Origin of the sequence: Diaphorobacter limosus (assembly GCF_033100095.1) — a bacterium.
In the GTDB taxonomy this organism is placed as follows: Bacteria; Pseudomonadota; Gammaproteobacteria; order Burkholderiales; family Burkholderiaceae_C; genus Alicycliphilus; species Alicycliphilus limosus.
This window is the reverse complement of sequence record NZ_CP136921.1, coordinates 591,698-614,501: the sequence shown is the minus strand read 5'-3', so window position 1 is coordinate 614,501 and position 22,804 is coordinate 591,698. Positions and strand designations below refer to the sequence as shown.

Below are 22,804 nucleotides of genomic sequence, written 5' to 3'. Positions count from 1 at the left end.
TCTATGCAACTGGTTGCATAGCAGATTGGCCCTGGAATAATCGGCGCCATGTCTCTACCCCATGCCGTGCTCACCTCGCTTTTGGAAAAGTCCACCTCGGGCTACGACCTGGCACGGCGTTTTGACAAGTCCATCGGCTATTTCTGGCACGCCACACACCAGCAGATCTATCGTGAGCTGGCGCGCATGGAAGGCGCAGGCTGGATCGATGGCTTTGTACCGCCCGATGCCGGCAAGACGCGCAAGAAGCACTACCGCGTGCTGCCCGCCGGGCGCGCCGAGCTGGTGCGCTGGGCCAGCGAACCCACGGCTCCCGTCGATTTGCGCGACGGCTTCACCGTCAAGCTGCGCGCCGACGCGGTGCTGGACGAGGTCGATCTGAGCGCGGAGCTCAAACGCAGCCTGGCCCGGCACGAAGAGCGCCTGGCGCAGTACCGCCAGATAGAAGCGCGCGACTTCCCGCCCAACCAGGCACGCACCCGGCCCCAGACGCTGCAGTACATGATTTTGAAGAAAGGCATTCTCTACGAGGAGGCCGAACTGGCCTGGGGGCGCGAGATGCTGGCCCTGCTGCAGCCCTGATGGCAATTGGCGAAGTCATGCCATAATCGAGGGCTTTTTGCGGAAAGTACGCCGAGTTTTTGAATGCGCAATGGGTTTGTGCATGGCCGGCACGGCTCCCGCAGCCATGAAAGAGTTAGCATGAAAGAAGGCATTCACCCCAACTATCGCGAAGTGCTGTTCGTTGACCTGTCCAACGGCTTCAAGTTCGTGACCCGTTCCTGCGTGAACACCAAGGAATCCGAGACCTTCGAAGGCAAGGAATACCCGCTGTACAAGCTGGACACTTCCTCCGAGTCGCACCCCTTCTACACCGGCACGCAAAAATCCGTGGACAACATGGGTGGCCGCGTGGAGCGCTTCCGCAACCGTTTTGGCAAGAAGTAAACGGCCAGGCCCGTCCCGGGCCTGTGACAAGCCATCAAAGGCAGCCCGGCTTTACCGCGCTGCCTTTTTTTACGCCCTCCAAACCACCTTCGTGTGAATCACCCCACCCCCGCCATCGTTGCCCAGAGTGCCGTGCGGCCGCTGCCGCGCTGGGCGCTGCTGCTGCTGTGCCTGGCCTATGCCGTGCCGGGCTTTGTCGGGCGGGCGCCCTGGCGCAGCGACGACATGGCCTCGTTCGGCTACATGCGCGAACTGGCGCTGGGTCACACCAGTTGGCTGCACCCGCTGCTGGCCGGCCTGCCGGGTGACGGCGACGGCTTGCTGCATTACTGGCTGGGGGCCTGGGCCATACAGGCCTTGGGTGGCTGGCTGCCCCTGGATCTGGCGGCGCGCGTGCCTTTCATCGCTCTGCTGCTGCTGACCCTGTCGGCCACCTGGTATGGCGTGTACTACCTGGCACGCGGCCCAGGAGCCCAGCCCGTGGCCTTTGCCTTTGGCGGCGAGGCCCAGCCTGCCGACTACGCCCGTGCCATGGCCGATGGCGGCCTGCTGGCCCTGATCGCCTGCCTGGGCCTGGCCCAGCTGTCGCATGAAACCACGGGCTACCTGACGCAGCTGGCCAGCACGGCCTTGCTGTTCTATGCCGGCGCCGCCCTGCCCTGGCGCATGGCCTGGCCGCTGCTGGCGGGCCTGATCGGACTGCTTGGGCTGGTGCTCAGCGGCGCGCCCAGCATCGCCGTGCTGCTGGGCCTGGGCTGCGCCTGGCTGGTGTGGCATAGCCACGGCCCCACGCTGCGCACGCGCGCAACCGCGCTCGCGCTCATGCTGGCGGTGACCCTGCTGGCAGCCCTGCTGGCCCAGCAACTGGACCTGTGGCGCTGGCGCATTGTGAGGGTGGATGGGCCCTGGGAATGGCAAAGCCTGGTGCGACTCTTGACCTGGTTCAGCTGGCCGGCCTGGCCACTGGCCCTGTGGACGCTGTGGCGCTGGCGCCAGCTGATCGCCAGCCGGCACTGGCACCGCCACCTGTGGTTGCCGCTGTGGTTCGCGCTGGTGACCCTGGGCGCCACGCTCGCCACGCGCCCCGCCAACCGAGCCCTGCTGCTCAGCCTGCCGGCGCTGGCAGCGCTGGCGGCCTTTGCCCTGCCCACGCTCAAGCGCAGCATCGCGGCGCTGATCGACTGGTTCACGCTGCTGTTCTTCAGCATCTCGGCCATCGCCATCTGGGTGGTCTGGCTGTCGGTGCAGACCGGCTGGCCGGCCAAGCCCGCGGCCAACGTGGCCAAGCTGGCTCCGGGCTATGTGTCCACGTTTTCTGTGCTGCCGTTTGCCGTGGCGCTGGTGGCCACGCTGGCCTGGTGCCTGCTGGTCGCCTGGCGCACGGCGCGCAACCGTCCCGCCATCTGGAAGAGCCTGGTGCTGCCCGCCGGCGGTGCCACGCTGGGCTGGCTGCTGCTCATGACGCTGTGGCTGCCGATACTGGACTACGGCCGCAGCCTGGCGCCGCAGGTGGCCGGCGTGCGCGCCGTCATCACCGAGCGCCAGGGCTGCGTGGCCGCCTATGGCCTGAGCCGCGCCCAAGTGGCTGCGCTGATGTACCACGGCGAATTGCCCATGGTCGATCTGCCGCGGCTGGCGCAGTGCGACTGGCTGGTGGCAGACCCGGACGCCAGTCCTTCCGTGGTCACGCTGCTGCCCCCTGGGCAATGGACCGAGGTGGCCATCGTCAGCCGTCCGACGGATCGCAACGATAGGCTGCTGGTGCTGCATCGCAGGGACGACGGGCGCTGATGTCCGAGCTGTCCACCATCTCGCGCCACGCCCTGACCGTGCTGGCCGGGCAACTGGCGGTGATGGCCTTTGGCGTCACCGACACCATCGTCGCCGGCCGCTATGCGCAGGAGGCGCTGGCCGCGCTGTCCATAGGTTCGGCGGTGTTCATCAGCGTGTACGTCGGGCTGATGGGCGTGCTGCAGGCGCTGATGCCCGTCTGGGCCGAGCAGCGCGGCGCCAATGCCCAGGCCGCCATTGGCCGGAGCGTGCGCCAGTCGCTCTACCTGTGGGCCGTGGCCACGGCGCTGGGCATGGCCGTGCTGCTGTCGCCCGAGCCGATACTGCGCTGGACCGAGGTGCCGCCCGAGTTGCGCGGCGCGGTGCGCGCCTATCTGGCCATCCTGGCCTTCGGCCTGCCGCCGGCGCTGCTGTTTCGCATCTACAGCACGCTCAACCAGGCCCTGGGCCACCCGCAGCTGGTCACCTGGCTGCAGGTGGGCTCGCTGGCGCTGAAACTGCCGCTGTCTATCTGGTTCACCTTCGGCGGCGCCGGCCTGGCGCCCCAGGGCGTGGCGGGCTGCGCCTGGGCCACGCTGGTGGTCAACTACGGCCTGATGCTGCTGGGCTGGGCCATGCTGCGCCGCCACGCCATGTATGCGCCACTGCAGCTGTGGCGCGCTCTGGAGCGCCCCGACGGCACGCAGATCGCACGCTTTCTGCGCCTGGGGCTGCCTGCGGGTCTGGCCATCCTGGTGGAGGTGACCTCGTTCACGCTGATGGCCCTGTTCATCGCGCGCCAGGGGGCCCTGGCCTCGGCCGCGCACCAGATCGCTGCCAACCTGGCGGCGGTGGTCTACATGGTGCCGCTGTCGCTGGCCATTGCCACCAGCGCCCGCGTGAGCTACTGGCGCGGTGCGGGCGACGAGCGCCAGGCCGGTGCCACAGCCTTGAATGGTTTTTGGCTCGCAGCGCTTATGGGATGCGCGCTTGCAGCTACGCTTGTAATAGCAAAGCAACCGATTGCCGGGCTGTACTCGACCAGCCCGGAGGTGGTGGCATTGGCCGCATCGCTGCTGGTGTGGGTAGCCGCCTATCAGGTGGCCGACGCGCTGCAGACGCTGTGCATCTTCGTGCTGCGCAGCTATCACATCACACTCGCGCCCCTGGTGGTATATGGGGTGCTGCTGTGGGGTGTGGGGCTGCATGGCGGTTACCGCCTGGCCTACCAAGGCTGGGCTGGCTGGGGGCCGTATCACTCCCCAGCCCCCTTCTGGGCCGCCAGCGCCGCGGCCCTGGCGGTAACGGCCCTGGTCTTTGCGGCGCTGCTGCTGGGCGTGCTCAGGCTGTCACGGCGCCAGGCAGACGAGCGCCAGGTGCACGCCTGAAGCCCAGGCCAGGCCTGCACCAGACAAAGCCACTGCGCTCAGGCGGCCCGTGCGGCGTCCGCCAGGCGCTGGGCGCAGCGGCTGGCCTGGTCTGCGTCGCGTGCCTCGACCATCACGCGCAGCAGCGGCTCGGTGCCGCTGGCGCGCACCAGCAGGCGGCCGTTGTCGGCCAGCTCGGCCTGTACCTCACGCGTGGTGTCGGCGAGCGCGGCGTTCGCCTTCCAGTCCTGATCGGGTTTGAGGCGCACGTTGAGCAGCACCTGGGGAAACAGCGGCACATCGGCAAGCAACTCGGCCAGCGTCTTCTGGCTGCGCACACAGGCCTGCAGCACCTGCAGCGCGCTGATCAGGCCATCGCCCGTGGTGTGGCAATCAAGCGCCAGCAGATGGCCCGAGCCCTCGCCACCGAGCAGCCAGTTCTGACGCTGCAGCTCTTCAAGCACATAGCGGTCGCCCACCTTGGCGCGCACGAACTTCACACCGCGCCTTGTCAGGGCCTGCTCCACGGCCATGTTGGTCATCAGGGTGCCGACCACGCCGGGCACATGCTCGTCACGTGCCAGGCGCTCGGCGGCCATCAGGTAGAGCAGCTCGTCGCCGTTGTACAGGCGGCCGCTGGCATCGACGATCTGCAGGCGGTCGGCATCGCCATCCAGGGCCACGCCAAAGTCGGCCTGGTTGGTGCACACGGCCCGTACCAGCGCTTCGGGGTGGGTGGCACCCACCTCATGGTTGATGTTCACGCCATCGGGGGCACAGCCTATGGCGACGACGTCGGCGCCCAGTTCGTGGAACACCATGGGGGCGATTTGGTAGGCGGCGCCATGGGCGGCATCGACGACGATCTTCACGCCGCGCAGACTCAGGTCGTGGTCAAAGGTGCTCTTGCAGAACTCGATGTAGCGGCCGGCCGCATCATCGAGCCGGCGCGTCTTGCCCAAGGATGCCGAATCGGCCCACATGGGCGGCTGCTGCAGCGCTGCCTCGACCTCTTCCTCCCAGGCGTCGGGCAGCTTGGTGCCCTGGGCGCTGAAGAACTTGATGCCGTTGTCCGGGTAGGGGTTGTGGCTGGCGCTGATCACCACGCCCAGGCTGGCGCGCTGCGCGCGCGTGAGGTAGGCCACGCCCGGCGTGGGCAGCGGCCCGAGCAGCACTACATCGACCCCGGCGGAGTTGAAACCCGATTCCAGCGCCGCCTCCAGCATGTAGCCGGAAATGCGCGTGTCCTTGCCGATCAGCACCGTAGGGCGCTCCTCGGTGCGGCGCAGCACGCGCCCCACCGCATGCGCCAGGCGCAACACGAAGTCGGGCGTGATGGGCGCCTGGCCCACGGTGCCGCGGATGCCATCGGTGCCAAAGTATTGACGGGTCATGGGGTGCGTCCTCTCTTGATCAATGGGTCTGTTCTATAGGGGTCTACTCTTGCATGGCGCGCCAGGTAGCCAGCGCGCCGACGGTGTCGCGCACATCGTGCACGCGCACGATGCGCGCGCCCTGCTGCACGGCCAGCAAGGCGGCCGCCACGCTGGCGCCCAGGCGCTCCTGCACCGGCAGGCCGGTGACCGCGCCCAGCGACGATTTGCGTGACCAGCCGGCAAGCACGGGGTAGCCCAAGGCCAGCAGCTCGCGCTGGCGCGCCAGCAGTGCAAAGTTCTGCTGTACGGTCTTGCCAAAGCCTATGCCGGGGTCGATGGCGATCCGAGATTTATTGACACCCAAGCCTTGTAGATATTGAGCCTGCAGCTCTAAAAAAGTGAGTACCTGCGGCACGACATCTCCCTGCATGGGGGCCGTCTGCATGGTCTGCGGGTCGCGGTGCATGTGCATCAGGCACAGGCCGCAGCGCGGGTGCGCCGCCACCACCTGCGCCGCGCCGCTTTGGCGCAGGGCCCAGATGTCGTTCACGATGTCTGCGCCCAGATCCAGCGCGGCCTGCATCACCTGGGGCTTGTAGGTATCGACCGAGATGGGCACGCCCAGGCGCACGGCCTCCCGCATTACCGGCAAGACGCGTTGCAGCTCGTCCTGCAACGGCAGCGCCGGGCTGCCAGGGCGGGTGGATTCGCCGCCAATGTCCAGAATGTCCGCCCCCTCCTTGAGCAACTGCTCGCAGTGGCGCAGGGCCGCCGCCGTGCCGGCGTGCTGGCCACCATCGGAGAACGAATCGGGCGTGACGTTGACGATGCCCATGACCCGCGCATGCGTCAGGTCGAGGTCAAAGCGGGCGGTTTGCCAAAGCATGGGGCTGGGATAGATGGACAAACGGGGCCCCAAGGCCCCGTGAATCAAACGCTGCGGCCTCTCATCAGGCGGCAGTCGGCGTGGGATCGGGCTTCACGGCAGGCGTGCCGCCACCCGAGCCATCGCCACCGGAGGGGGGCGTGCGTGGCGTCCAGTCCTTCGGGGGACGCGGCTCCTTCCCGGCCATGATGTCGTCGAGTTGCTCGGCGTCGATGGTTTCCCACTCCAGCATGGCCTTGGCCATGGCGTGCATCTTGTCCTGGTTGTCCTCGATAAGCTTGCGCGCCAGGGCATATTGCTCGTCGATGATGCGGCGCACCTCGGCGTCCACCTTCTGCATGGTTTCTTCCGAGATGTTGGTGGTCTTGGTGACCGAGCGGCCGAGGAAGACCTCACCCTCGTTCTCGGCGTAGACCATGGGGCCCAGGGCCGCCGTCATGCCATAGCGCATGACCATGTCGCGCGCGATCGAGGTCGCGCGCTCGAAGTCGTTGCTGGCACCGGTGGTCATCTGGTGCATGAACACCTCTTCGGCGATACGTCCACCGAACAACATGGCGATCTGGTTCAGCATGTACTCCTTGTCGTAGGAGTAGCGGTCTTTCTCGGGCAGGCTCATGGTCACGCCCAGGGCCCGCCCGCGCGGGATGATGGTGACCTTGTGCACCGGGTCGCATTTGGGCAGCAGCTTGCCGATGAGCGCATGGCCGGCCTCGTGGTAAGCGGTGTTGCGGCGCTCCTCCTCGGGCATGACCATGCTCTTGCGCTCCGGGCCCATGATGATCTTGTCCTTGGCCTTCTCGAAGTCCTGCATCTCCACGGTGCGCGCATTGCGGCGCGCGGCCATCAGGGCGGCCTCGTTGCAGAGGTTGGCAAGATCGGCCCCGCTCATGCCGGGCGTGCCGCGTGCGATGACGGCCGGGTTCACGTCCTGGCCCACGGGGATCTTGCGCATGTGCACGTTCAGGATCTGCTCGCGACCACGGATGTCGGGCAGCGTCACATACACCTGGCGGTCAAAGCGCCCCGGGCGCAGCAGGGCCGCGTCCAGAATGTCGGGGCGGTTGGTGGCGGCGACCACGATCACGCCCAGGTTGGTCTCGAAGCCATCCATCTCAACCAGCATCTGGTTCAGCGTCTGTTCGCGCTCGTCGTTACCGCCGCCCAGGCCCGCGCCACGCTGGCGGCCGACGGCGTCGATTTCGTCGATGAAGATGATGCAGGGGGCGTTCTTCTTGGCGTTCTCGAACATGTCGCGCACGCGCGCCGCGCCCACGCCGACGAACATCTCGACGAAGTCGGAGCCCGAGATGGAGAAGAACGGCACCTTGGCCTCGCCGGCAATCGACTTGGCCAACAGCGTCTTGCCAGTGCCCGGAGGGCCGACCAGCAGCAGGCCGCGCGGGATGCGCCCACCGAGCTTCTGGAACTTCTGCGGGTCTTTCAGGAAGTCAACCACCTCCTTGACCTCTTCCTTGGCCTCGTCGCAGCCGGCCACATCAGCAAAGGTGACGGTGTTGTTGTTCTCGTCGAGCATGCGCGCCTTGGACTTGCCGAAGCTGAAGGCCCCACCCTTGCCGCCGCCCTGCATCTGGCGCATGAAGTACACCCACACGCCGATGAGCAGCAGCATCGGGCCCCAGCTGACCAGCAGCGTCATGAGTAGCGAGCCTTCCTCGCGCGGGCGCACGTCGAACTTGACGTTGTTGTTGACCAGGTCGCCAATCAGGCCCCGATCCAGATAGGTGGCCGTGGTGCGGATGCGACGATCATCATTGGTGATGGCGACGATCTCGGTGCTGCCGCCCTGGCCTTCCTGGATGGTGGCACTCTTGATGCGGTGGTTGCGCACGTCCTCCAGGAACTCCGAATAGCCCACAGCCCCGGCGCCAACGCCCGTGCGGGTGTCAAACTGTTTGAACACCGTAAAGAGCACCATGGCTATGACCAGCCAGACTGCGACTTTTGAAAACCACTGATTGTTCAAGCGGGGCTCCAGATTCAGAAAAAGATGAGCGGCCAGGAAACCGTCATGGGGACGTCCTGGCGCATTTGGGGGTCATTTTAGGCGTTTCAACCACTGCCCGGCGCTGGATTAACCCCGGCGCGGCCCATGGGCAAAGATCAGGCGGTTGGCTTGCGCCCTATTCCGACCAAAAAGGTCTCGGAAGACCGGTCGCGCGAGGCCTTGGGCTTGACTGGCTTGACCACGCGGAAAGTGTCCTTGAACAGCTGCACCAGCTGCGCGTAGCCACTGCCGTGGAACAGTTTCACGACCAGGGCGCCATCGGGCTTCAGGTGATGCACGGCAAAGTCCACCGCCAGTTCGACCAAATGGGCAATGCGCACGGCATCGACCGACTCCACGCCCGAGAGATTGGGCGCCATGTCGGACACCACCAAGTCCACGGGCCGGCCCTGCACGGCCTGCTGCAGGCGCGCCAGCACCTCGTCGTCACGAAAATCGCCCTGCAGGAACACCACGCCCTCGATGGGCTCCATGGGCAGGATGTCCAGCGCAATGATGGTACCCGCCAGCTGCCCCACGGCCGCGCCACCCGGCGACAGGCGCCGGCGCACATACTGGCTCCATGCGCCTGGCGCGCTGCCCAGATCCACCACCGTATGGCCGGACTGGATCAGCCCGAACTGCTCATCGATTTCCTTGAGCTTGTAGGCCGCGCGGGCGCGATAGCCCTCTTTTTGTGCGAGCTTGACGTAAGGGTCGTGGACATGGTCATTGAGCCACGCCTTGTTGACCTTCTTGCTTTTTGTCTGGACTTTCATGCCTTGAGATAATACGGCCTATGCCTCAAATTCAACTGACCCCGGCCGAGCGCCGGGAACACCGCGCCAATGCCCACCACCTCGATCCCGTGGTCATGATCGGCGGCGATGGCCTGACCCCGGCGGTGCAAAAGGAAATCGACGCCGCCCTGAACGCCCACGGGCTGATCAAGGTGCGCGTATTCGGTGACGACCGCGCCGCGCGCGAGGCCATGTACCAGCAGCTGGCGGGAGAGCTGAACGCCGCCCCCATCCAGCACATTGGCAAGCTGCTGGTGCTGTGGCGCCCCATCCCGGCCAAGGACAAGCCCCTGGACGAAGACCGCAAGAGCGGCCCGCGCGACGTCAAGGTTTTGAAGTACGGCCGGCCCGGCCAACGCCCCGAGGTCAAACAGCTGCGCGTGCTGGGTAACCAGCGCCTGACATCCGGCGGCCAGATCAAGCGCGCCAAGCCCAAGCTGAAATCCGTCAAGAAAAACCAGGGCCAGTGATGACCTCGCCGCGCCAGCGCCACATCCTGTGCATGAAATGGGGCACCAAGTACGGCCCCGAGTACGTCAACCGGCTCTACGCCATGGTGCGCCGCCACCTGAGCGGCGACTTTAACTTCGTCTGCCTGACCGACGACAGCGCCGGGATCAGGCCCGAGGTGCAATGCCTGCCGATTCCCCCCCTGAACCTGCCCGCCGGCATACCCGAGCGCGGCTGGAACAAGCTGGCGACATTTACCGGTGATCTGTACGGCCTGAAAGGGACGGCGCTGTTCCTGGACGTGGATGTGGTCATCACCGGCAGCCTGGATGATTTCTTCACCCAGCCGGGCGACTTTCTCATCATCCACGACTACAAGCGCCCCTGGCGCATCACCGGCAACTCGTCGGTGTACCGCTTCGAGCTGGGTGCGCACCCGGATGTGCTGGCGTACTTTCGCGGCCATTTCGAAGAAATCAGGCGCCAGTACCGCAACGAACAGGCCTACCTGTCGGACTTTTTGCACAAGCAGGGCAAGCTACAGTACTGGCCCAAGGACTGGTGCCCGAGCTTCAAGTACCACGGCATTCCGCCCTGGCCGACCAACTACTGGAAGGCACCCTTCGTGCCCGAAGGTGCGCGCATCGTCATCTTCCACGGCGAATGCAACCCGCCCGACGCCCTCGCCGGCCGGCGCAACCGGCGCTTTCGCCATATCCAGCCCGCCACCTGGGTGGCCGAACACTGGCGCGAATAGCCGGTCAGCGCCGCGCCGCCGTACGCCAAAGCACGGCCAGTGCGCACAGCCACTGCAGGGCATACATGGCACTGCCCGCACCGTGCCACAGGCGCAGGTTCTGCCGCGCCAGGATGCGCGGGGCCACGACGTACTGCTGCAGCAACGCCAGCAGCAGGCCGGCAATCACAAAAACCATAGCTGCTTGCGCCCATGGTTCCTGCTTTTCAGCATATTTATGCTTTGAAATCACCAACAATAAAGCGCAACACGCTATAGAAATATAGGTCTGCGCCTCGAACAGGCGCGCCGCCATGTTCCCCGCCAGCGCTGGCGTGGGCAGGTGGGCGAACAGCAGCGGCACGGCGACAAAACCCATGGCGCACAGGCTGCCCCACCACAGGGCGGCGGCCAACACCGGCAGGCGTTCACGCATGGCCGGCAGACCGTCAGAGGTAGCTGACGGTGACCACTTCGTAGCGGCGCAACCCGCCCGGAGCCTGTACCTCGGCGGTGTCACCCTCTTCCTTGCCGATCAGCGCGCGGGCGATGGGGCTGGACACATTGATCAGGCCGTGCTTCAAGTCGGCCTCGTCCTCGCCCACGATCTGGTACTTGACGGTGTCGCCGCTGTCCTCGTCTTCGAGCTCGACAGTGGCGCCAAACACCACGCGGCCGCCGGCATCGAGTTGCGAGGGATCGATGATCTGCGCGGCCGACAGCTTGCCCTCGACCTCCATGATGCGGCCCTCGATGAAGCCCTGGCGATCCTTGGCGGCCTCGTACTCGGCGTTTTCACTCAGGTCGCCCTGGGCGCGCGCCTCGGCAATGGCGTTGATGACCGCGGGGCGCTCCACGGTCTTGAGGCGGTGCAGCTCGGCCTTGAGCTTTTCGGCGCCGCGCTTGGTGATGGGAATGGTGGCCATGATCGAAGTCTCCAGATTCCAAAAAAGCAAAAAGCAAACCGCCGCGCGTTGCCGCGCGGCGGTCTTCTCAAGGGCGAATTATGCCGCGTTTGCCTGCGCGCTCAAGCGGTGGGCAGCTGCGCATGCAGCTCCTGCACCGAATACACGTCGAGCTTATCCAGGTGCTTCATGCCCTCCACCGCCGCCTCGGCGCCAAAGATGGTGGTGAACGTGGTCACGCGCGACTGCAGTGAGCTGGTGCGGATGGCACGCGAATCGGCAATGGCATTTCGGCGCTCTTCCACGGTGTTGATGACCATGGCGATCTCGTCGTTCTTGATCATGTCCACGATGTGCGGCCGGCCCTCGGTGACCTTGTTGACCACCTGCACGGCCACGCCGGCCTCGGCAATCGCCGCCGCCGTGCCCTTGGTGGCCAGCAGCTCAAAGCCCATGGCCGAGAGGTCGCGCGCTATGGATACAGCACGGCCCTTGTCGGCGTTCTTCACCGTGAGGAACACCTTGCCCTCGGTCGGCAGCTTGGTGCCCGCACCCAGCTGGCTCTTCACGAAAGCCTCGCCAAAGGTTGCGCCCACACCCATGACTTCGCCCGTGGATTTCATCTCGGGGCCGAGGATGGTGTCCACACCAGGGAACTTGACGAAGGGAAACACGGCTTCCTTGACACTGAAATAAGGCGGCGTCACCTCCTTCGTGATGCCCTGGCTGGCCAGGCTTTGCCCCGCCATGCAGCGCGCCGCCACCTTCGCCAGTTGAATGCCGGTGGCCTTTGACACAAAGGGCACGGTGCGGCTGGCGCGGGGGTTCACCTCCAGCACGTAGATCACGTCGCCGGCATCGGTTTCCTGAATGGCGAACTGCACGTTCATCAGGCCCACCACGTTCAGGCCATGGGCCATAGCCGTGGTCTGGCGCTTGATCTCGGCCACTGTGTCGGCCTTGAGGTAGTACGGGGGCAGCGAGCAGGCGCTGTCGCCCGAGTGCACGCCCGCCTGCTCGATATGCTCCATCACGCCGCCGATGAAGACGGCGCCGGTGGCGTCGCGCACGCAGTCCACGTCGCACTCGATGGCGTTGGACAGGAAGCGATCCAGCAGCACGGGCGAATCGTTGCTGACCTTGACGGCCTCGCGCATGTAGCGCTCCAGGTCGCGCTGCTCGTGCACGATCTCCATGGCGCGGCCGCCCAGCACGTAGCTGGGGCGCACCACCAGCGGGTAGCCCAGGGCGGCGGCCTTTTCCAGCGCCTCGGCCTCGGTGCGGGCCGTGGCGTTGGGTGGCTGGCGCAGGCCCAGGTCGTTCAAGAGCTTCTGGAAACGCTCGCGATCCTCGGCGGCATCAATCATGTCGGGTGTGGTGCCGATGATGGGCACGCCCTCACGCTCCAGGCCCAGGGCCAGCTTCAAAGGCGTCTGGCCACCGTACTGCACGATCACGCCCTCGGGCTTTTCCTTGTCCACGATCTCCAGCACGTCCTCCAGCGTCAGCGGCTCGAAGTACAGGCGATCCGAGGTGTCGTAGTCGGTGGACACGGTCTCGGGATTGCAGTTGACCATGATGGTCTCGTAACCGTCCTCGCGCATGGCCAGCGCCGCGTGCACGCAGCAGTAGTCGAACTCTATGCCCTGGCCGATGCGGTTCGGGCCACCGCCCAGCACCATGATTTTCTTCTTGGTTGTCGGCGCTGCCTCGCATTCCTCGTCGTAGCTGGAATACATGTACGCAGTATTCGTCGGGAATTCGGCCGCGCAGGTATCGACGCGCTTATAGACCGGGCGCACGTTCAGGGCACGGCGTGCTTCGCGCACCGCCTTCTCGGTGGTATGCAGCAGCTTGGCCAGGCGGCGGTCGGAAAAGCCCTTCTGCTTCAAGGCGCGCAGGGTGGCGGCGTCCAGCAGGGCCAGCGCCTGGTCACCCTTGTCGGCATAGTGTTTGTCCAGGTCGAGTTCAATCTTCACGATCTCCTCGATCTGCACCAGGAACCAACGATCGATCTTGGTGAGATCAAACACCTCATCGACGCTCATGCCCTGGGCGAAGGCGTCGCCCACATACCAAATTCGCTCGGGGCCGGGCTCGCCCAGCTCCTTTTCCAGGATCTCGCGATCCTGGGTCTTCTCGTTCATGCCGTCCACGCCCACTTCCAGGCCGCGCAACGCCTTCTGGAAGGACTCCTGGAAGGTGCGGCCCATGGCCATGACCTCACCCACACTCTTCATCTGCGTGGTCAGGCGGCTGTCGGCCGTGGGGAACTTCTCGAACGCAAAGCGCGGGATCTTGGTAACCACATAGTCGATCGAGGGCTCGAACGAGGCCGGTGTGGCGCCGCCGGTGATCTCGTTCTTCAGCTCGTCCAGCGTATAGCCCACGGCCAGCTTGGCGGCCACCTTGGCGATCGGGAAACCCGTGGCCTTGGAGGCCAGCGCGCTCGAGCGCGAGACGCGCGGATTCATCTCGATCACGATCATGCGCCCGTCCTTGGGGTTGACCGCAAACTGCACGTTGGAACCACCCGTGTCCACGCCGATCTCGCGCAGCACGGCGATGCTGGCGTCGCGCAGGATCTGGTACTCACGATCGGTGAGGGTCTGCGCCGGGGCCACGGTGATGGAATCACCCGTATGCACGCCCATGGGGTCGAGGTTCTCGATCGAGCAGATGATGATGCAGTTGTCCGCACGGTCGCGCACCACCTCCATCTCGTACTCTTTCCAGCCCAGCAGCGACTCTTCGATGAGCAGCTCGTTGGTCGGCGAGGCCTCCAGGCCGCGCTTACAAATGGTCTCGAACTCTTCCGGGTTGTAGGCAATGCCGCCGCCCGTGCCGCCCAGCGTGAAGCTGGGACGGATCACCGTGGGAAAACCCACATTCTTCTGCACGGCCCAGGCTTCGTCCATGCTGTGTGCAATGCCCGAGCGTGCCGACGCCAGGCCGATGCGCGTCATCGCGTCCTTGAACTTCAGGCGATCCTCGGCCTTGTCGATGGCCTCGGGCTTGGCGCCTATCAGCTCGACACGGTATTTGTTCAGCACGCCGTTGCGCCACAAATCCAGCGCGCAATTGAGCGCGGTCTGCCCGCCCATGGTGGGCAGGATGGCGTCCGGACGCTCCTTGGCAATGATCTTTTCCACCGTCTGCCAGGTGATGGGCTCGATGTAGGTCACATCGGCCGTGGCCGGGTCGGTCATGATCGTGGCGGGGTTGCTGTTGATCAGGATGACGCGGTAGCCCTCCTCGCGCAGCGCCTTGCAGGCCTGCACGCCGGAGTAGTCGAACTCGCAGGCCTGACCAATGATGATGGGGCCGGCGCCGATGATGAGAATGCTTTGAATGTCTGTGCGCTTGGGCATTATTTCTTCTCCTGGCCTGCTGCTGCCATGGACACCATGAAACGGTCGAACAGGTGGCCAATGTCGTTGGGGCCGGGCGCGGCCTCCGGGTGACCCTGGAAGCTGAAGGCAGGCTTGTCGGTGCACTCCAGGCCCTGCAGCGTGCCGTCAAACAGGCTCACATGGGTGGCGCGTGCGCTGGACGGCAGCGTGGCCGCATCCACGGCAAAGCCGTGATTCTGGCTGGTAATGCAGACATGGCCGCTGGCCAGCGTCTTCACCGGATGATTGCCGCCATGGTGGCCATGGGGCATCTTGAAGGTCTGGGCGCCCAGGGCCAGGGCCATGATCTGGTGGCCCAGGCAGATGCCGAAGGTGGGGATGCCTTTGTCCAGGAAGGTGCGTGCCGCCTCGATGGCGTAGCTGCAGGGCTGCGGGTCTCCCGGGCCGTTGGACAGGAAGATGCCATCGGGCTGAAGGGCCAGCGCTTCCTCGGCCGAGGTCTGCGCCGGCACCACGGTCAGCTTGCAGCCACGCTCGGCCAGCATGCGCAGGATGTTGCGCTTGACGCCAAAGTCATAGGCCACGACATGAAAACGCGGCTTGTCCAGCTTGCCAAAGCCCTGGCCCAGCTCCCATTCGGTCTGCTCCCAGGCATAGGGCTGCTGCGTGCTGACCACCCGGGCCAGATCCAGGCCCGCCATGCTGGGGGCGTTCTTCGCGGCGGCGATGGCCGCGGCTATGCGCTCGGGCGTCACCGCCTCGCTGGCGGCCAGGCCCACGATGGCACCGTTTTGCGTACCCTTTTCGCGCAGCAGGCGCGTGAGCTTGCGGGTATCGATATTGGCAATCGCCACAGCACCCTGCGCGTTCAGGAACTGCGACAGATTTTGCTGCGCACGGAAATTGCTGGCGATGAGCGGCAGGTCGCGAATGACCAGGCCCGCAGCCTGCACCTTGGACGATTCCATATCCTCCTCATTGACACCATAGTTACCAATGTGCGGATAGGTCAGGGTGACGATTTGCTGGCAGTAGCTCGGGTCTGTGAGAATTTCCTGGTAGCCGGTCATGGCGGTGTTGAACACCACTTCGCCGACAGTCGTGCCGACGCTACCAATGGAATTGCCGATAAACACCGTGCCGTCTGCGAGCGCCAGAATGGCTGGCGGGAAAGCTGCCTTGAGTGACGAAAGCACTGGGATCTCCGAAATGAGTCGGGTCGCCCGGAGCCCACAAAACCTTGTTTGCGGACTGCTGCTTGTTGGGGAGTTGCTTTGGATGCGTCCGGGCGACGTTTTTGCAGAAAAGCCTCTCATTATAAAGGGAGGTCACGCCATCAAGCCCGAGAGGTTTTTCTCGCAACAGGCCCGAAAATAGGCACCCGCGCCGAACCAAAAACCAAAAGGGCCACCGCGTAAACGGTGGCCCTTTTCAATCAATGGTCGGCGTGGCGGGATTCGAACTCGCTACCCCTTGCACCCCATTTAGGTGAGATTACAATTTCACCACCATGAGCCGGGTACGGCAAACCACCAATTTAACTAGGTTTGTCAAACACTTAGGCGCTTTCAGTGTCTCATTCACTAGCCAAAGTGTTACGCTGTAGCTCATGAAGGTGTTGGGCTATTTGTTGGGCTATTTTTCGATAGCCCCAGCCCAACAAGGTACAGCAAGGCCACCAGAAGGCCGCACACGGGGCGAACAATGACCGACACCATCCAGACCACCACCAGCACGGCGAAGCCCAAGGGCGACCGCTGGCAGCACAAGGAACTTGAGGCCATACTGAAGTCGCCCGCGATCACCCGCGTATCGGAAGCTGGTGGACTGTATGGCGTGGTGAAGCGCCTGAAGGACGGTTCCGCTTCCGTCTGGTTCCGCTGGCGCTTCCGTCACGGCGGGAAGCTGGTGGACTTCACGGCGGGTTCCTGGCCTGGTGACTCCCTGGCAACCATCCGGCAAGCCCATGAGTGGGCACAGTCCGAAGTCAAAGCAGGCCGCAACCCCAACGCCACCCGGCAACTGTCCAAGGTGAAGGAAGCCCAGGCCCAGGCAGAACAGGTGCGAATCCATGAAACTGAAACAGTGGAAGCCCTCGCCCTCAAGTGGCAGTCCGTGGAGTTGACCAAGCGCGTGTCTGGCGAACAGGAAACCGGGCGCTTTGATAACGGCGTAGAGTTGATCCGCTCCTTCACCAAGGACGTGTTCCCCGCCATCGGCTCCAAGCCAGTGCAGGCAGTCACCAAAACCGATTGCCTCCACGTCCTGAACAGCGTGAAGGAACGCGGAGCCCTCCGCATGGCTAACCGCTTGCTCAACGACCTGACGCAGTTTTTCAACTGGTGCAGGCGCATGGGTTACATCCAAGCCCACCCGCTGGAAGATGTGCGCCGCAAGGACATAGGCGGTAAGGCCACACCACGCGACCGCGTTCTATGGGACGTATCACCCACCACCACGCAGCCGGAAGCCGAGCTTCAGGAACTCCACACCCGCCTGCCATCGGCACGCCTGCAACGAGAAAGCGAACTCACCATTTGGATTCTGTTGTCCACCCTGGCCCGTGTGGGCGAGATTGCCAAGGCACAGTGGAAGGACGTGGACTTGACCAAGGGCGTGTGGTTCCTACCCGAGACAAAGAACGGCAAGGCGCACCACATCTACCTGAGCGCCTTCGCACTCCGACACTTCCGTGAACTCCACTCACTCACTGGCACCAGCCAATGGGTACTCCCCGGCAGGAACAACCGCAAGGACGGCACCCCAGCCGATCACGTATGCCCGAAGTCCTTGGCAAAGCAGTTTGGCGACCGACAAGAACGTGACACGCCCATGAGTGGCCGCACCAAGGCGACCGGCACCCTAACCCTCCCTGGTGGCAAGTGGACACCGCACGACCTCCGCCGCACTGGTGCAACGATCATGGCCCATCTTGGCGTGTCGGTGGACATCATCGAAAAGTGTTTGAACCACACGCCAGCCAACCCGCTGATTGCCGCTTATCAAGTCTCCAACCGCTGGGCCGAACAGCAGGCCGCATGGGACAAGCTGGGTCAGCACCTGGATTGGGTACTGAGCGGGAAGAAGTCCAACGTGGTGGCGCTGCCTCTGAAATTGAGTGCATAACCCCTTGAGCAACAACAGCCGCGCATGAGACAATGGCGGCTCCTTTCGCAATGGAGTGCGGCCCGATCACCGGGCAAAGGAACCGGCGCAACGCCGCTTTCTGCCTCCGAGCCGAGTCCCATGGCCCGAACAGAAACGGTTGCACACGCAACAACCTTTTCTGCACCCCACTGCCATGGCGATCACAGTCAACAAAGCCAAGTCCACCCGCACACCTGCCACCACCCCCGCTGGTGTTGATGAACTTCTGAGCCCCCTGGAAATTCAGGGATGGATCAAGGTAAGCCGACCGACCTTTTACCGGCTACTCAAAGAAAAACGTCTTCCACGTCACGACCTGACGGTCGGATGCAAGCCCAGGTGAACACATCGGAACGGATGAGCTTGTCAGAAATTTTGTGTGTGAGGCATAGCATGTCGACAAGGAGCATGAATGCCACGCAAGACCAAACCCACCGCTTTGGCGGACCAGGCGGCACAGCCGCAATTTCACATCCCGGCCGAGCTGCTTGACCAGTTGGTGACCGGGCCCATGACGCCGGGCCAAGTCCAAGGGCTGTTCGATCAGTTCAAGAAGTCAATTCTTGAGCGGGCGCTGGGCGCCGAGATGAGTCATCACCTAGGCTATGCGCCCGGCCAAGCCAAGCCCACAGGCGGATCAGCCAACCACCGCAACGGCAAGAGCACCAAGACCGTACTGACCGATGTGGGGGCGCTGCGCATCGATGTCCCACGCGATCGCGAAGGCAGCTTCGAGCCGCAGCTCATTGGCAAGCACGAGCGGCGCTTTACGGGTTTCGACGACAAGATCATCGCCATGTACGCACGCGGCATGACGGTGCGCGAGATCCAGGGTTTCCTGGCTGAGATGTACTCGGTGGACGTCTCGCCCGAGCTCATCAGCCGTGTCACCGATGAGGTGATGGGCGAGGTCACGGCCTGGCAGACACGGCCGCTGGAGGCGATGTACCCGGTGGTGTTCTTCGATGCGCTGCGGGTCAAGATTCGCGAGGATGCGGTGGTGCGCTCCAAGGCCGTCTACCTGGCGCTGGGCGTACTGCCTGACGGCTCGCGCGACATCCTGGGAATCTGGATCGAGAACACCGAGGGGGCGAAGTTCTGGATGAAGGTCTTCAACGATCTGAAGACGCGCGGGGTGCAGGACATCCTGATTGCCGTCACCGACGGCCTCAAGGGCATGCCAGAGGCGCTGGGCGCAGTGTTCCCGGCGACGACGCTGCAGACCTGCATCGTGCACCTGATCCGGGGTGGCCTGGACTTTGCGTCATGGAAAGACCGCAAGGCGCTGGCCGCAGCCATCAAACCCATCTACACCGCGGTGAGCGCCGAGGCGGCCGAGGCCGAGTTGGATGCGTTTGCGGCCGGCCCCTGGGGGCAGCGGTTCCCGACCGTGGTCAGCGCCTGGCGCCGGGCCTGGGACAAGGTCATCCCGTTCTTCGCCTTCCCGCCCGAGGTGCGGCGCGTGATCTACACCACCAACGCCATCGAGAGCGTGAACGCACGGCTGCGCAAGATCATCAAAACGCGCGGCCACTTCCCCAGCGACGAGGCGGCCACCAAGCTGATCTGGCTGGCGCTGCGCAACATCACCGCGGACTGGGGGCGGGCGGCCAACCACTGGAAATCAGCGATGAACCAATTTGCGATCCTCTACGAGGACCGATTTACCAGATCGGGCCAGTAAGATCACCAAACCGCCTCACGATTGAGTGACGGATTCAACAGCCTCACACACAGAAATCCTGACACTCCCGAACGGATGCGAACATGCCCACGCTCACACCACGCCAGATTCAGGCCGCAAGCCTGATTGCATCGGGTCAATCTCAGCGGCAGGTAGCCAAGGCCGTGGGCGTGAGTTATCAGACCGTCAACGTGTGGGCACTGACCTTGCCCCTGTTTCGTGTAGCTCTTAACCCACGGTTCACGCGGCCTTTTTACGCTGTGCCTCGTACCAGCGCTGCTCGTACTGCATCGGGCTGAGGTAGCCCAGCGACGAATGCAGCCTGCGGTGATTGTAGAAGGCCATCCAGTCCTGTTGACGCCGACCGAAAACTGAGCCACTTTTTGCGGTGATGCCGACGCAAATTTGAGCCAGGTGTTTTACCTACCCTGCTGCATTTTTGAGCAGGGGAATGAAGAAGGTGATCACCATGGACATGATTGGCAAGATCAGGCGGATGCACCGCCGGGACAAGAAGACGAAGAGGCAGATATCGAGGGAGACGGGGCTATCGAGGAACACGGTGGCCAAGTGGCTCGATGAGGTTGAGTCGCTCGAGCCCAAGTACCGCCGGGAGGCGGTCAAGACCACGAAGCTGTCGGCCTATGAGGCCGAACTCACACAAGCGTTGAAGGCCGATGCCAGGCGGCCCAAGAAGGAGCGGCGCACGGCCAAGGCGCTGTTTGCGCAGATCAAGGCGGCCGGATACGAGGGTGGGTACACACGGGTGACGGACTTCATCCGCAAGTGGCGCCAAGGCAAAGGCCAGGGCGATGCAGCCAAGGCTTTCGTGCCCCTGACGTTCGAGCTGGGCGAGGCCTTCCAGTTCGACTGGAGCGAAGACGGGCTGGTGATCGGTGGGGTGTACTACCGGCTGCAGGTCTCGCACATGTTGCTGTGCGCCAGCGGCGCGTTCTGGCTGGTGGCCTACCCCAGCCAGGGCCACGAGATGCTGTTCGATGCCCACACACGCAGCTTTGAGGCCCTGGGCGGCGTGGCGCGCCGGGGTATTTACGACAATATGAAGACGGCCGTTGACAAGGTCAAGAAGGGCAAGGGCCGCGTGGTCAACGCCCGCTTTGCCGCCATGTGCGCGCACTACCTGTTCGATGCGGACTTTTGCAACCGCGCCAGCGGCTGGGAGAAGGGGCGCGTGGAGAAGGACGTGCAGGACAGTCGCAGGCGCATCTGGCTGGAGGCCGGGCAGCGGCGCTTTGGCAGCTTTGCCGAACTCAACGCCTGGCTGGGCGAGCGCTGCCGGGCCCTGTGGCAGGAGTTGCGCCACCCGCAGCACAAAGAATTCAGCATCGCTGAGATGCTCGAACTCGAGCAAGAGCACCTCATGCCCATGCCTGCGGCGTTTGACGGCTACGTCGAGCACCCGGTGCGGGTCAGCAGCACCTGCCTGGTGACAGTGGCGCGCAACCGCTACTCGGTGCCCTGTGAATGGGCAGGGCAGATGGTCAGCACGCACCTGTACCCGGCGCAGATCGTGGTGGTGGCCGGCGATACCGTGGTGGCCACGCACGAGCGCCTGAGCGAGCGCAACCAGACACGCTACGACTGGCAGCACTACGTGCCACTGATCGAGCGCAAGCCAGGGGCGCTGCGCAACGGCGCTCCGTTTGCCGATCTGCCCGACCCCTTGCAACGCATGCGGCGCGCCCTGCTGCATCAGGACGGCGGCGACAAGGTCATGGCGCAGGTGCTGGCCGAAGTGCCCAAGCAAGGGCTGGACGCGGTACTGGTGGCGGTGGAGCTGGCGCTGCAGAGCGCCCCACCCTCAGGGCGGGTGAGCTGCGAACACGTCATCAACGTGCTGGCACGCTTGCAGGCACAGCCCCTGCCCGAGACAGTTGCGACCATCCTGCAGGTGAGCCAGGCCCCCCTGGCCGACACGGCACGCTACGACAGCCTGCGCACAGACATTGTCGTGCAGGAGGCCGATCATGCGTGAGTTGGACAAAGAGCTCAAAGAGCTGCGCCTGTATGGCATGGCGGGGGCCTGGGAGGATCTGGTCAAGCAAGGCGGTCATGCGACATTGGAGAGCTCGCGCTGGTTGCTGGAGCACCTGCTGCAGGCCGAGGCGGCGACCGTGCCATGCGCTCGATCAGCTACCAGATGCACACGGCCAAGTTCCCTGTGCACCGCGACCTGGCGGGCTTTGACTTCGAGTGCTCGCCGGTGGGCAGAAAGCTGATCGAACAGCTCGCAGGCATGGCGTTCACCGAGCAGGCGCACAACGTGGTGCTGGTAGGTGGCCCCGGCACGGGCAAGACGCACCTGGCCACGGCCATCGGCGTGGCGGGCATCACGCGCCATGGCTCACGGGTGCGGTTTTACTCCACAGTGGATCTGGTCAACGCGCTGGAGCAGGAGAAGGCCCAGGGCAAGGCGGGGCGCATCGCAGCGAGCTTGCAGCGCATGGATCTGGTCATCCTCGATGAACTGGGTTATCTGCCCTTCAGCCAGGCTGGAGGTGCCTTGTTGTTCCATCTGCTCTCCAAGCTCTACGAGCACACCAGCGTGATGATCACGACCAACCTGGACTTCAAGGAGTGGTCCAGCGTGTTTGGCGACGCCAAGATGACCACGGCGCTGCTGGATCGGCTCACGCACCATTGCCACATCGTGGAGACGGGCAACGAGTCGCACCGCTTCCTGCACAGCACGGCCGTGGCCAAGAAACGCATCAAGGCACGTGAACAGGCACACAAGGGGCAGCCGTTTTGAAGGCCAGAAGGCAAGCCGCTGGCGCGGCTTGCCTTCTTCAATACCGATGACAACAGTCCTTCAAGGAGATTACTAACCGGGATCAGGCACTACACTTATCCACAGCCGGCCCTCTCAGGCTGGCTTGCAGCCCTGGCTCAAAATTCAAGCGGCACGGTGGCTCAATTTTGAATCGGCGCCAACAGGCTGATCCGCCTGTGGGCTTGGCTTGGCCGGGCGCATAGCCTAGGTGATGACTCATCTCGGCGCCCAGCGCCCGCTCAAGAATTGACTTCTTGAACTGATCGAACAGCCCTTGGACTTGGCCCGGCGTCATGGGCCCGGTCACCAACTGGTCAAGCAGCTCGGCCGGGATGTGAAATTGCGGCTGTGCCGCCTGGTCCGCCAAAGCGGTGGGTTTGGTCTTGCGTGGCATTCATGCTCCTTGTCGACATGCTATGCCTCACACACAAAATTTCTGACAAGCTCCGGGCTTCTTTTCCAGGCAGCGCCAGTAAGGGACTACGCAGCAGCCTTCACTTTGTCGATCAACGCCAGAGCGACATGTTCCTGGCCTACTTCACCGATGGCTTTATCCAGCGCAGCCAACAGTTGTGCACGG

At 64.2% G+C, this 22,804-nt stretch carries 18 protein-coding genes and 5 pseudogenes; 12 read left to right on the top strand and 11 right to left on the bottom strand.

From position 1 onward, the window contains the following. Positions 1-48 precede the first annotated feature (48 nt). The 4 genes from P4826_RS03005 (at position 49) to P4826_RS02990 (ending at position 4,106) form a co-directional block, all read left to right on the top strand. A complete protein-coding gene (locus tag P4826_RS03005; RefSeq protein ID WP_317702488.1) occupies positions 49-582 on the top strand; it encodes a PadR family transcriptional regulator in 534 nt (177 codons plus the stop codon). A gap of 120 nt (positions 583-702) precedes the next feature. Continuing rightward, positions 703-948, top strand: coding sequence for a type B 50S ribosomal protein L31 (locus P4826_RS03000; protein ID WP_317702487.1), 246 nt, complete (start codon positions 703-705; stop codon positions 946-948). A 93-nt stretch (positions 949-1,041) separates the two neighbouring features. Next, on the top strand, positions 1,042-2,739 hold the full coding sequence (locus P4826_RS02995) for a hypothetical protein (protein WP_317702486.1): 1,698 nt from the start codon (positions 1,042-1,044) through the stop codon (positions 2,737-2,739). Continuing rightward, on the top strand, positions 2,739-4,106 hold the full coding sequence (locus P4826_RS02990) for an MATE family efflux transporter (RefSeq protein WP_317702485.1): 1,368 nt from the start codon (positions 2,739-2,741) through the stop codon (positions 4,104-4,106). Before P4826_RS02995 ends, P4826_RS02990 begins: the two co-directional genes overlap by 1 nt. A gap of 38 nt (positions 4,107-4,144) precedes the next feature. Here the strand turns inward: P4826_RS02990 and glmM are convergent, their stop codons facing one another. From glmM to P4826_RS02970, 4 genes are all read right to left on the bottom strand, one after another. Next, positions 4,145-5,479 (bottom strand): phosphoglucosamine mutase, encoded by a 1,335-nt coding sequence (gene glmM, locus P4826_RS02985; RefSeq protein ID WP_317702484.1) that lies wholly within the window; start codon positions 5,477-5,479, stop codon positions 4,145-4,147. Positions 5,480-5,522: 43 nt separating this feature from the next. Then, entirely contained in the window at positions 5,523-6,347 is an 825-nt protein-coding gene (folP, locus tag P4826_RS02980; RefSeq protein ID WP_317702483.1) for a dihydropteroate synthase, read from the bottom strand. Positions 6,348-6,411: 64 nt separating this feature from the next. Beyond that, complete coding sequence (ftsH, locus tag P4826_RS02975) at positions 6,412-8,334, bottom strand: ATP-dependent zinc metalloprotease FtsH (protein WP_317702482.1); 1,923 nt, start codon at positions 8,332-8,334, stop codon at positions 6,412-6,414. Positions 8,335-8,471: 137 nt separating this feature from the next. After that, positions 8,472-9,134, bottom strand: coding sequence for an RlmE family RNA methyltransferase (locus P4826_RS02970; protein WP_317702481.1), 663 nt, complete (start codon positions 9,132-9,134; stop codon positions 8,472-8,474). A 20-nt stretch (positions 9,135-9,154) separates the two neighbouring features. Between P4826_RS02970 and P4826_RS02965 the strand changes: the two genes are divergently transcribed. Both P4826_RS02965 and P4826_RS02960 read left to right on the top strand, forming a co-directional pair. Next, complete coding sequence (locus P4826_RS02965) at positions 9,155-9,625, top strand: YhbY family RNA-binding protein (protein ID WP_317702480.1); 471 nt, start codon at positions 9,155-9,157, stop codon at positions 9,623-9,625. Next, positions 9,625-10,362, top strand: coding sequence for a glycosyltransferase (locus tag P4826_RS02960; RefSeq protein WP_317702479.1), 738 nt, complete (start codon positions 9,625-9,627; stop codon positions 10,360-10,362). The genes P4826_RS02965 and P4826_RS02960 overlap by 1 nt, the downstream gene beginning before the upstream one ends. Positions 10,363-10,366: 4 nt before the next feature. Here the strand turns inward: P4826_RS02960 and P4826_RS02955 are convergent, their stop codons facing one another. The 5 genes and pseudogenes from P4826_RS02955 to carA form a co-directional block, all read right to left on the bottom strand. Further along, positions 10,367-10,777 carry a DUF4149 domain-containing protein gene (locus tag P4826_RS02955; protein ID WP_317702478.1) on the bottom strand — a complete coding sequence of 137 codons (411 nt, stop codon included), beginning with the start codon at positions 10,775-10,777 and terminating at the stop codon, positions 10,367-10,369. 13 nt (positions 10,778-10,790) lie between these two features. Continuing rightward, positions 10,791-11,267, bottom strand: coding sequence for a transcription elongation factor GreA (gene greA / locus P4826_RS02950; RefSeq protein WP_317702477.1), 477 nt, complete (start codon positions 11,265-11,267; stop codon positions 10,791-10,793). Between the two features lie 67 nt (positions 11,268-11,334). Then, positions 11,335-11,409, bottom strand: a complete 75-nt coding sequence (locus tag P4826_RS19700) for a hypothetical protein (RefSeq protein ID WP_425605255.1) — start codon at positions 11,407-11,409, stop codon at positions 11,335-11,337. Positions 11,410-11,452: 43 nt separating this feature from the next. Continuing rightward, positions 11,453-14,617 (bottom strand): annotated as a pseudogene (gene carB / locus P4826_RS02945) (carbamoyl-phosphate synthase large subunit); the annotation flags it as partial. Beyond that, positions 14,617-15,795 carry a glutamine-hydrolyzing carbamoyl-phosphate synthase small subunit gene (gene carA, locus P4826_RS02940; protein WP_317702475.1) on the bottom strand — a complete coding sequence of 393 codons (1,179 nt, stop codon included), beginning with the start codon at positions 15,793-15,795 and terminating at the stop codon, positions 14,617-14,619. The gene carA and the pseudogene carB, both read right to left, overlap by 1 nt. A 508-nt stretch (positions 15,796-16,303) precedes the next feature. Between carA and P4826_RS02935 the strand changes: the two genes are divergently transcribed. The 4 genes and pseudogenes from P4826_RS02935 to P4826_RS19695 all read left to right on the top strand — a co-directional run. After that, complete coding sequence (locus P4826_RS02935) at positions 16,304-17,725, top strand: tyrosine-type recombinase/integrase (RefSeq protein WP_317702474.1); 1,422 nt, start codon at positions 16,304-16,306, stop codon at positions 17,723-17,725. A gap of 175 nt (positions 17,726-17,900) precedes the next feature. Further along, positions 17,901-18,089, top strand: coding sequence for a hypothetical protein (locus tag P4826_RS02930; protein ID WP_317702473.1), 189 nt, complete (start codon positions 17,901-17,903; stop codon positions 18,087-18,089). A gap of 69 nt (positions 18,090-18,158) precedes the next feature. Beyond that, positions 18,159-19,430 (top strand): IS256 family transposase, encoded by a 1,272-nt coding sequence (locus P4826_RS02925; RefSeq protein ID WP_047350851.1) that lies wholly within the window; start codon positions 18,159-18,161, stop codon positions 19,428-19,430. Between the two features lie 83 nt (positions 19,431-19,513). Then, positions 19,514-19,576 (top strand): annotated as a pseudogene (locus P4826_RS19695) (hypothetical protein); the annotation flags it as partial. 94 nt (positions 19,577-19,670) lie between these two features. On the opposite strand, the pseudogene P4826_RS02920 reads toward P4826_RS19695, so the two are convergent. Then, positions 19,671-19,781, bottom strand: a pseudogene (locus tag P4826_RS02920) (IS3 family transposase); the annotation flags it as partial. Positions 19,782-19,899: 118 nt separating this feature from the next. Here P4826_RS02920 and istA point away from each other — a divergent pair. Then, positions 19,900-21,426 carry an IS21 family transposase gene (gene istA / locus P4826_RS02915; protein ID WP_317703696.1) on the top strand — a complete coding sequence of 509 codons (1,527 nt, stop codon included), beginning with the start codon at positions 19,900-19,902 and terminating at the stop codon, positions 21,424-21,426. A 58-nt stretch (positions 21,427-21,484) separates the two neighbouring features. Beyond that, positions 21,485-22,203, top strand: a pseudogene (gene istB, locus P4826_RS02910) (IS21-like element helper ATPase IstB). Between the two features lie 193 nt (positions 22,204-22,396). On the opposite strand, the pseudogene P4826_RS02905 reads toward istB, so the two are convergent. After that, positions 22,397-22,618: pseudogene (locus tag P4826_RS02905) on the bottom strand (IS256 family transposase); the annotation flags it as partial. Between the last annotated feature and the right edge of the window lie 186 nt (positions 22,619-22,804).

Coding starts and splice junctions, on each gene's coding strand:
- P4826_RS03005 (WP_317702488.1), top strand. CDS start 49: ATGTCTCTACCCCATGCCGTGCTCACCTCGCTTTTGGAAAAGTCCACC.
- P4826_RS03000 (WP_317702487.1), top strand. CDS start 703: ATGAAAGAAGGCATTCACCCCAACTATCGCGAAGTGCTGTTCGTTGAC.
- P4826_RS02990 (WP_317702485.1), top strand. CDS start 2,739: ATGTCCGAGCTGTCCACCATCTCGCGCCACGCCCTGACCGTGCTGGCC.
- glmM (WP_317702484.1), bottom strand. CDS start 5,479: ATGACCCGTCAATACTTTGGCACCGATGGCATCCGCGGCACCGTGGGC.
- folP (WP_317702483.1), bottom strand. CDS start 6,347: ATGCTTTGGCAAACCGCCCGCTTTGACCTCGACCTGACGCATGCGCGG.
- P4826_RS02970 (WP_317702481.1), bottom strand. CDS start 9,134: ATGAAAGTCCAGACAAAAAGCAAGAAGGTCAACAAGGCGTGGCTCAAT.
- P4826_RS02965 (WP_317702480.1), top strand. CDS start 9,155: ATGCCTCAAATTCAACTGACCCCGGCCGAGCGCCGGGAACACCGCGCC.
- P4826_RS02960 (WP_317702479.1), top strand. CDS start 9,625: ATGACCTCGCCGCGCCAGCGCCACATCCTGTGCATGAAATGGGGCACC.
- P4826_RS02955 (WP_317702478.1), bottom strand. CDS start 10,777: ATGCGTGAACGCCTGCCGGTGTTGGCCGCCGCCCTGTGGTGGGGCAGC.
- greA (WP_317702477.1), bottom strand. CDS start 11,267: ATGGCCACCATTCCCATCACCAAGCGCGGCGCCGAAAAGCTCAAGGCC.
- P4826_RS02935 (WP_317702474.1), top strand. CDS start 16,304: ATGACCGACACCATCCAGACCACCACCAGCACGGCGAAGCCCAAGGGC.
- P4826_RS02930 (WP_317702473.1), top strand. CDS start 17,901: ATGGCGATCACAGTCAACAAAGCCAAGTCCACCCGCACACCTGCCACC.
- P4826_RS02925 (WP_047350851.1), top strand. CDS start 18,159: ATGCCACGCAAGACCAAACCCACCGCTTTGGCGGACCAGGCGGCACAG.
- istA (WP_317703696.1), top strand. CDS start 19,900: ATGGACATGATTGGCAAGATCAGGCGGATGCACCGCCGGGACAAGAAG.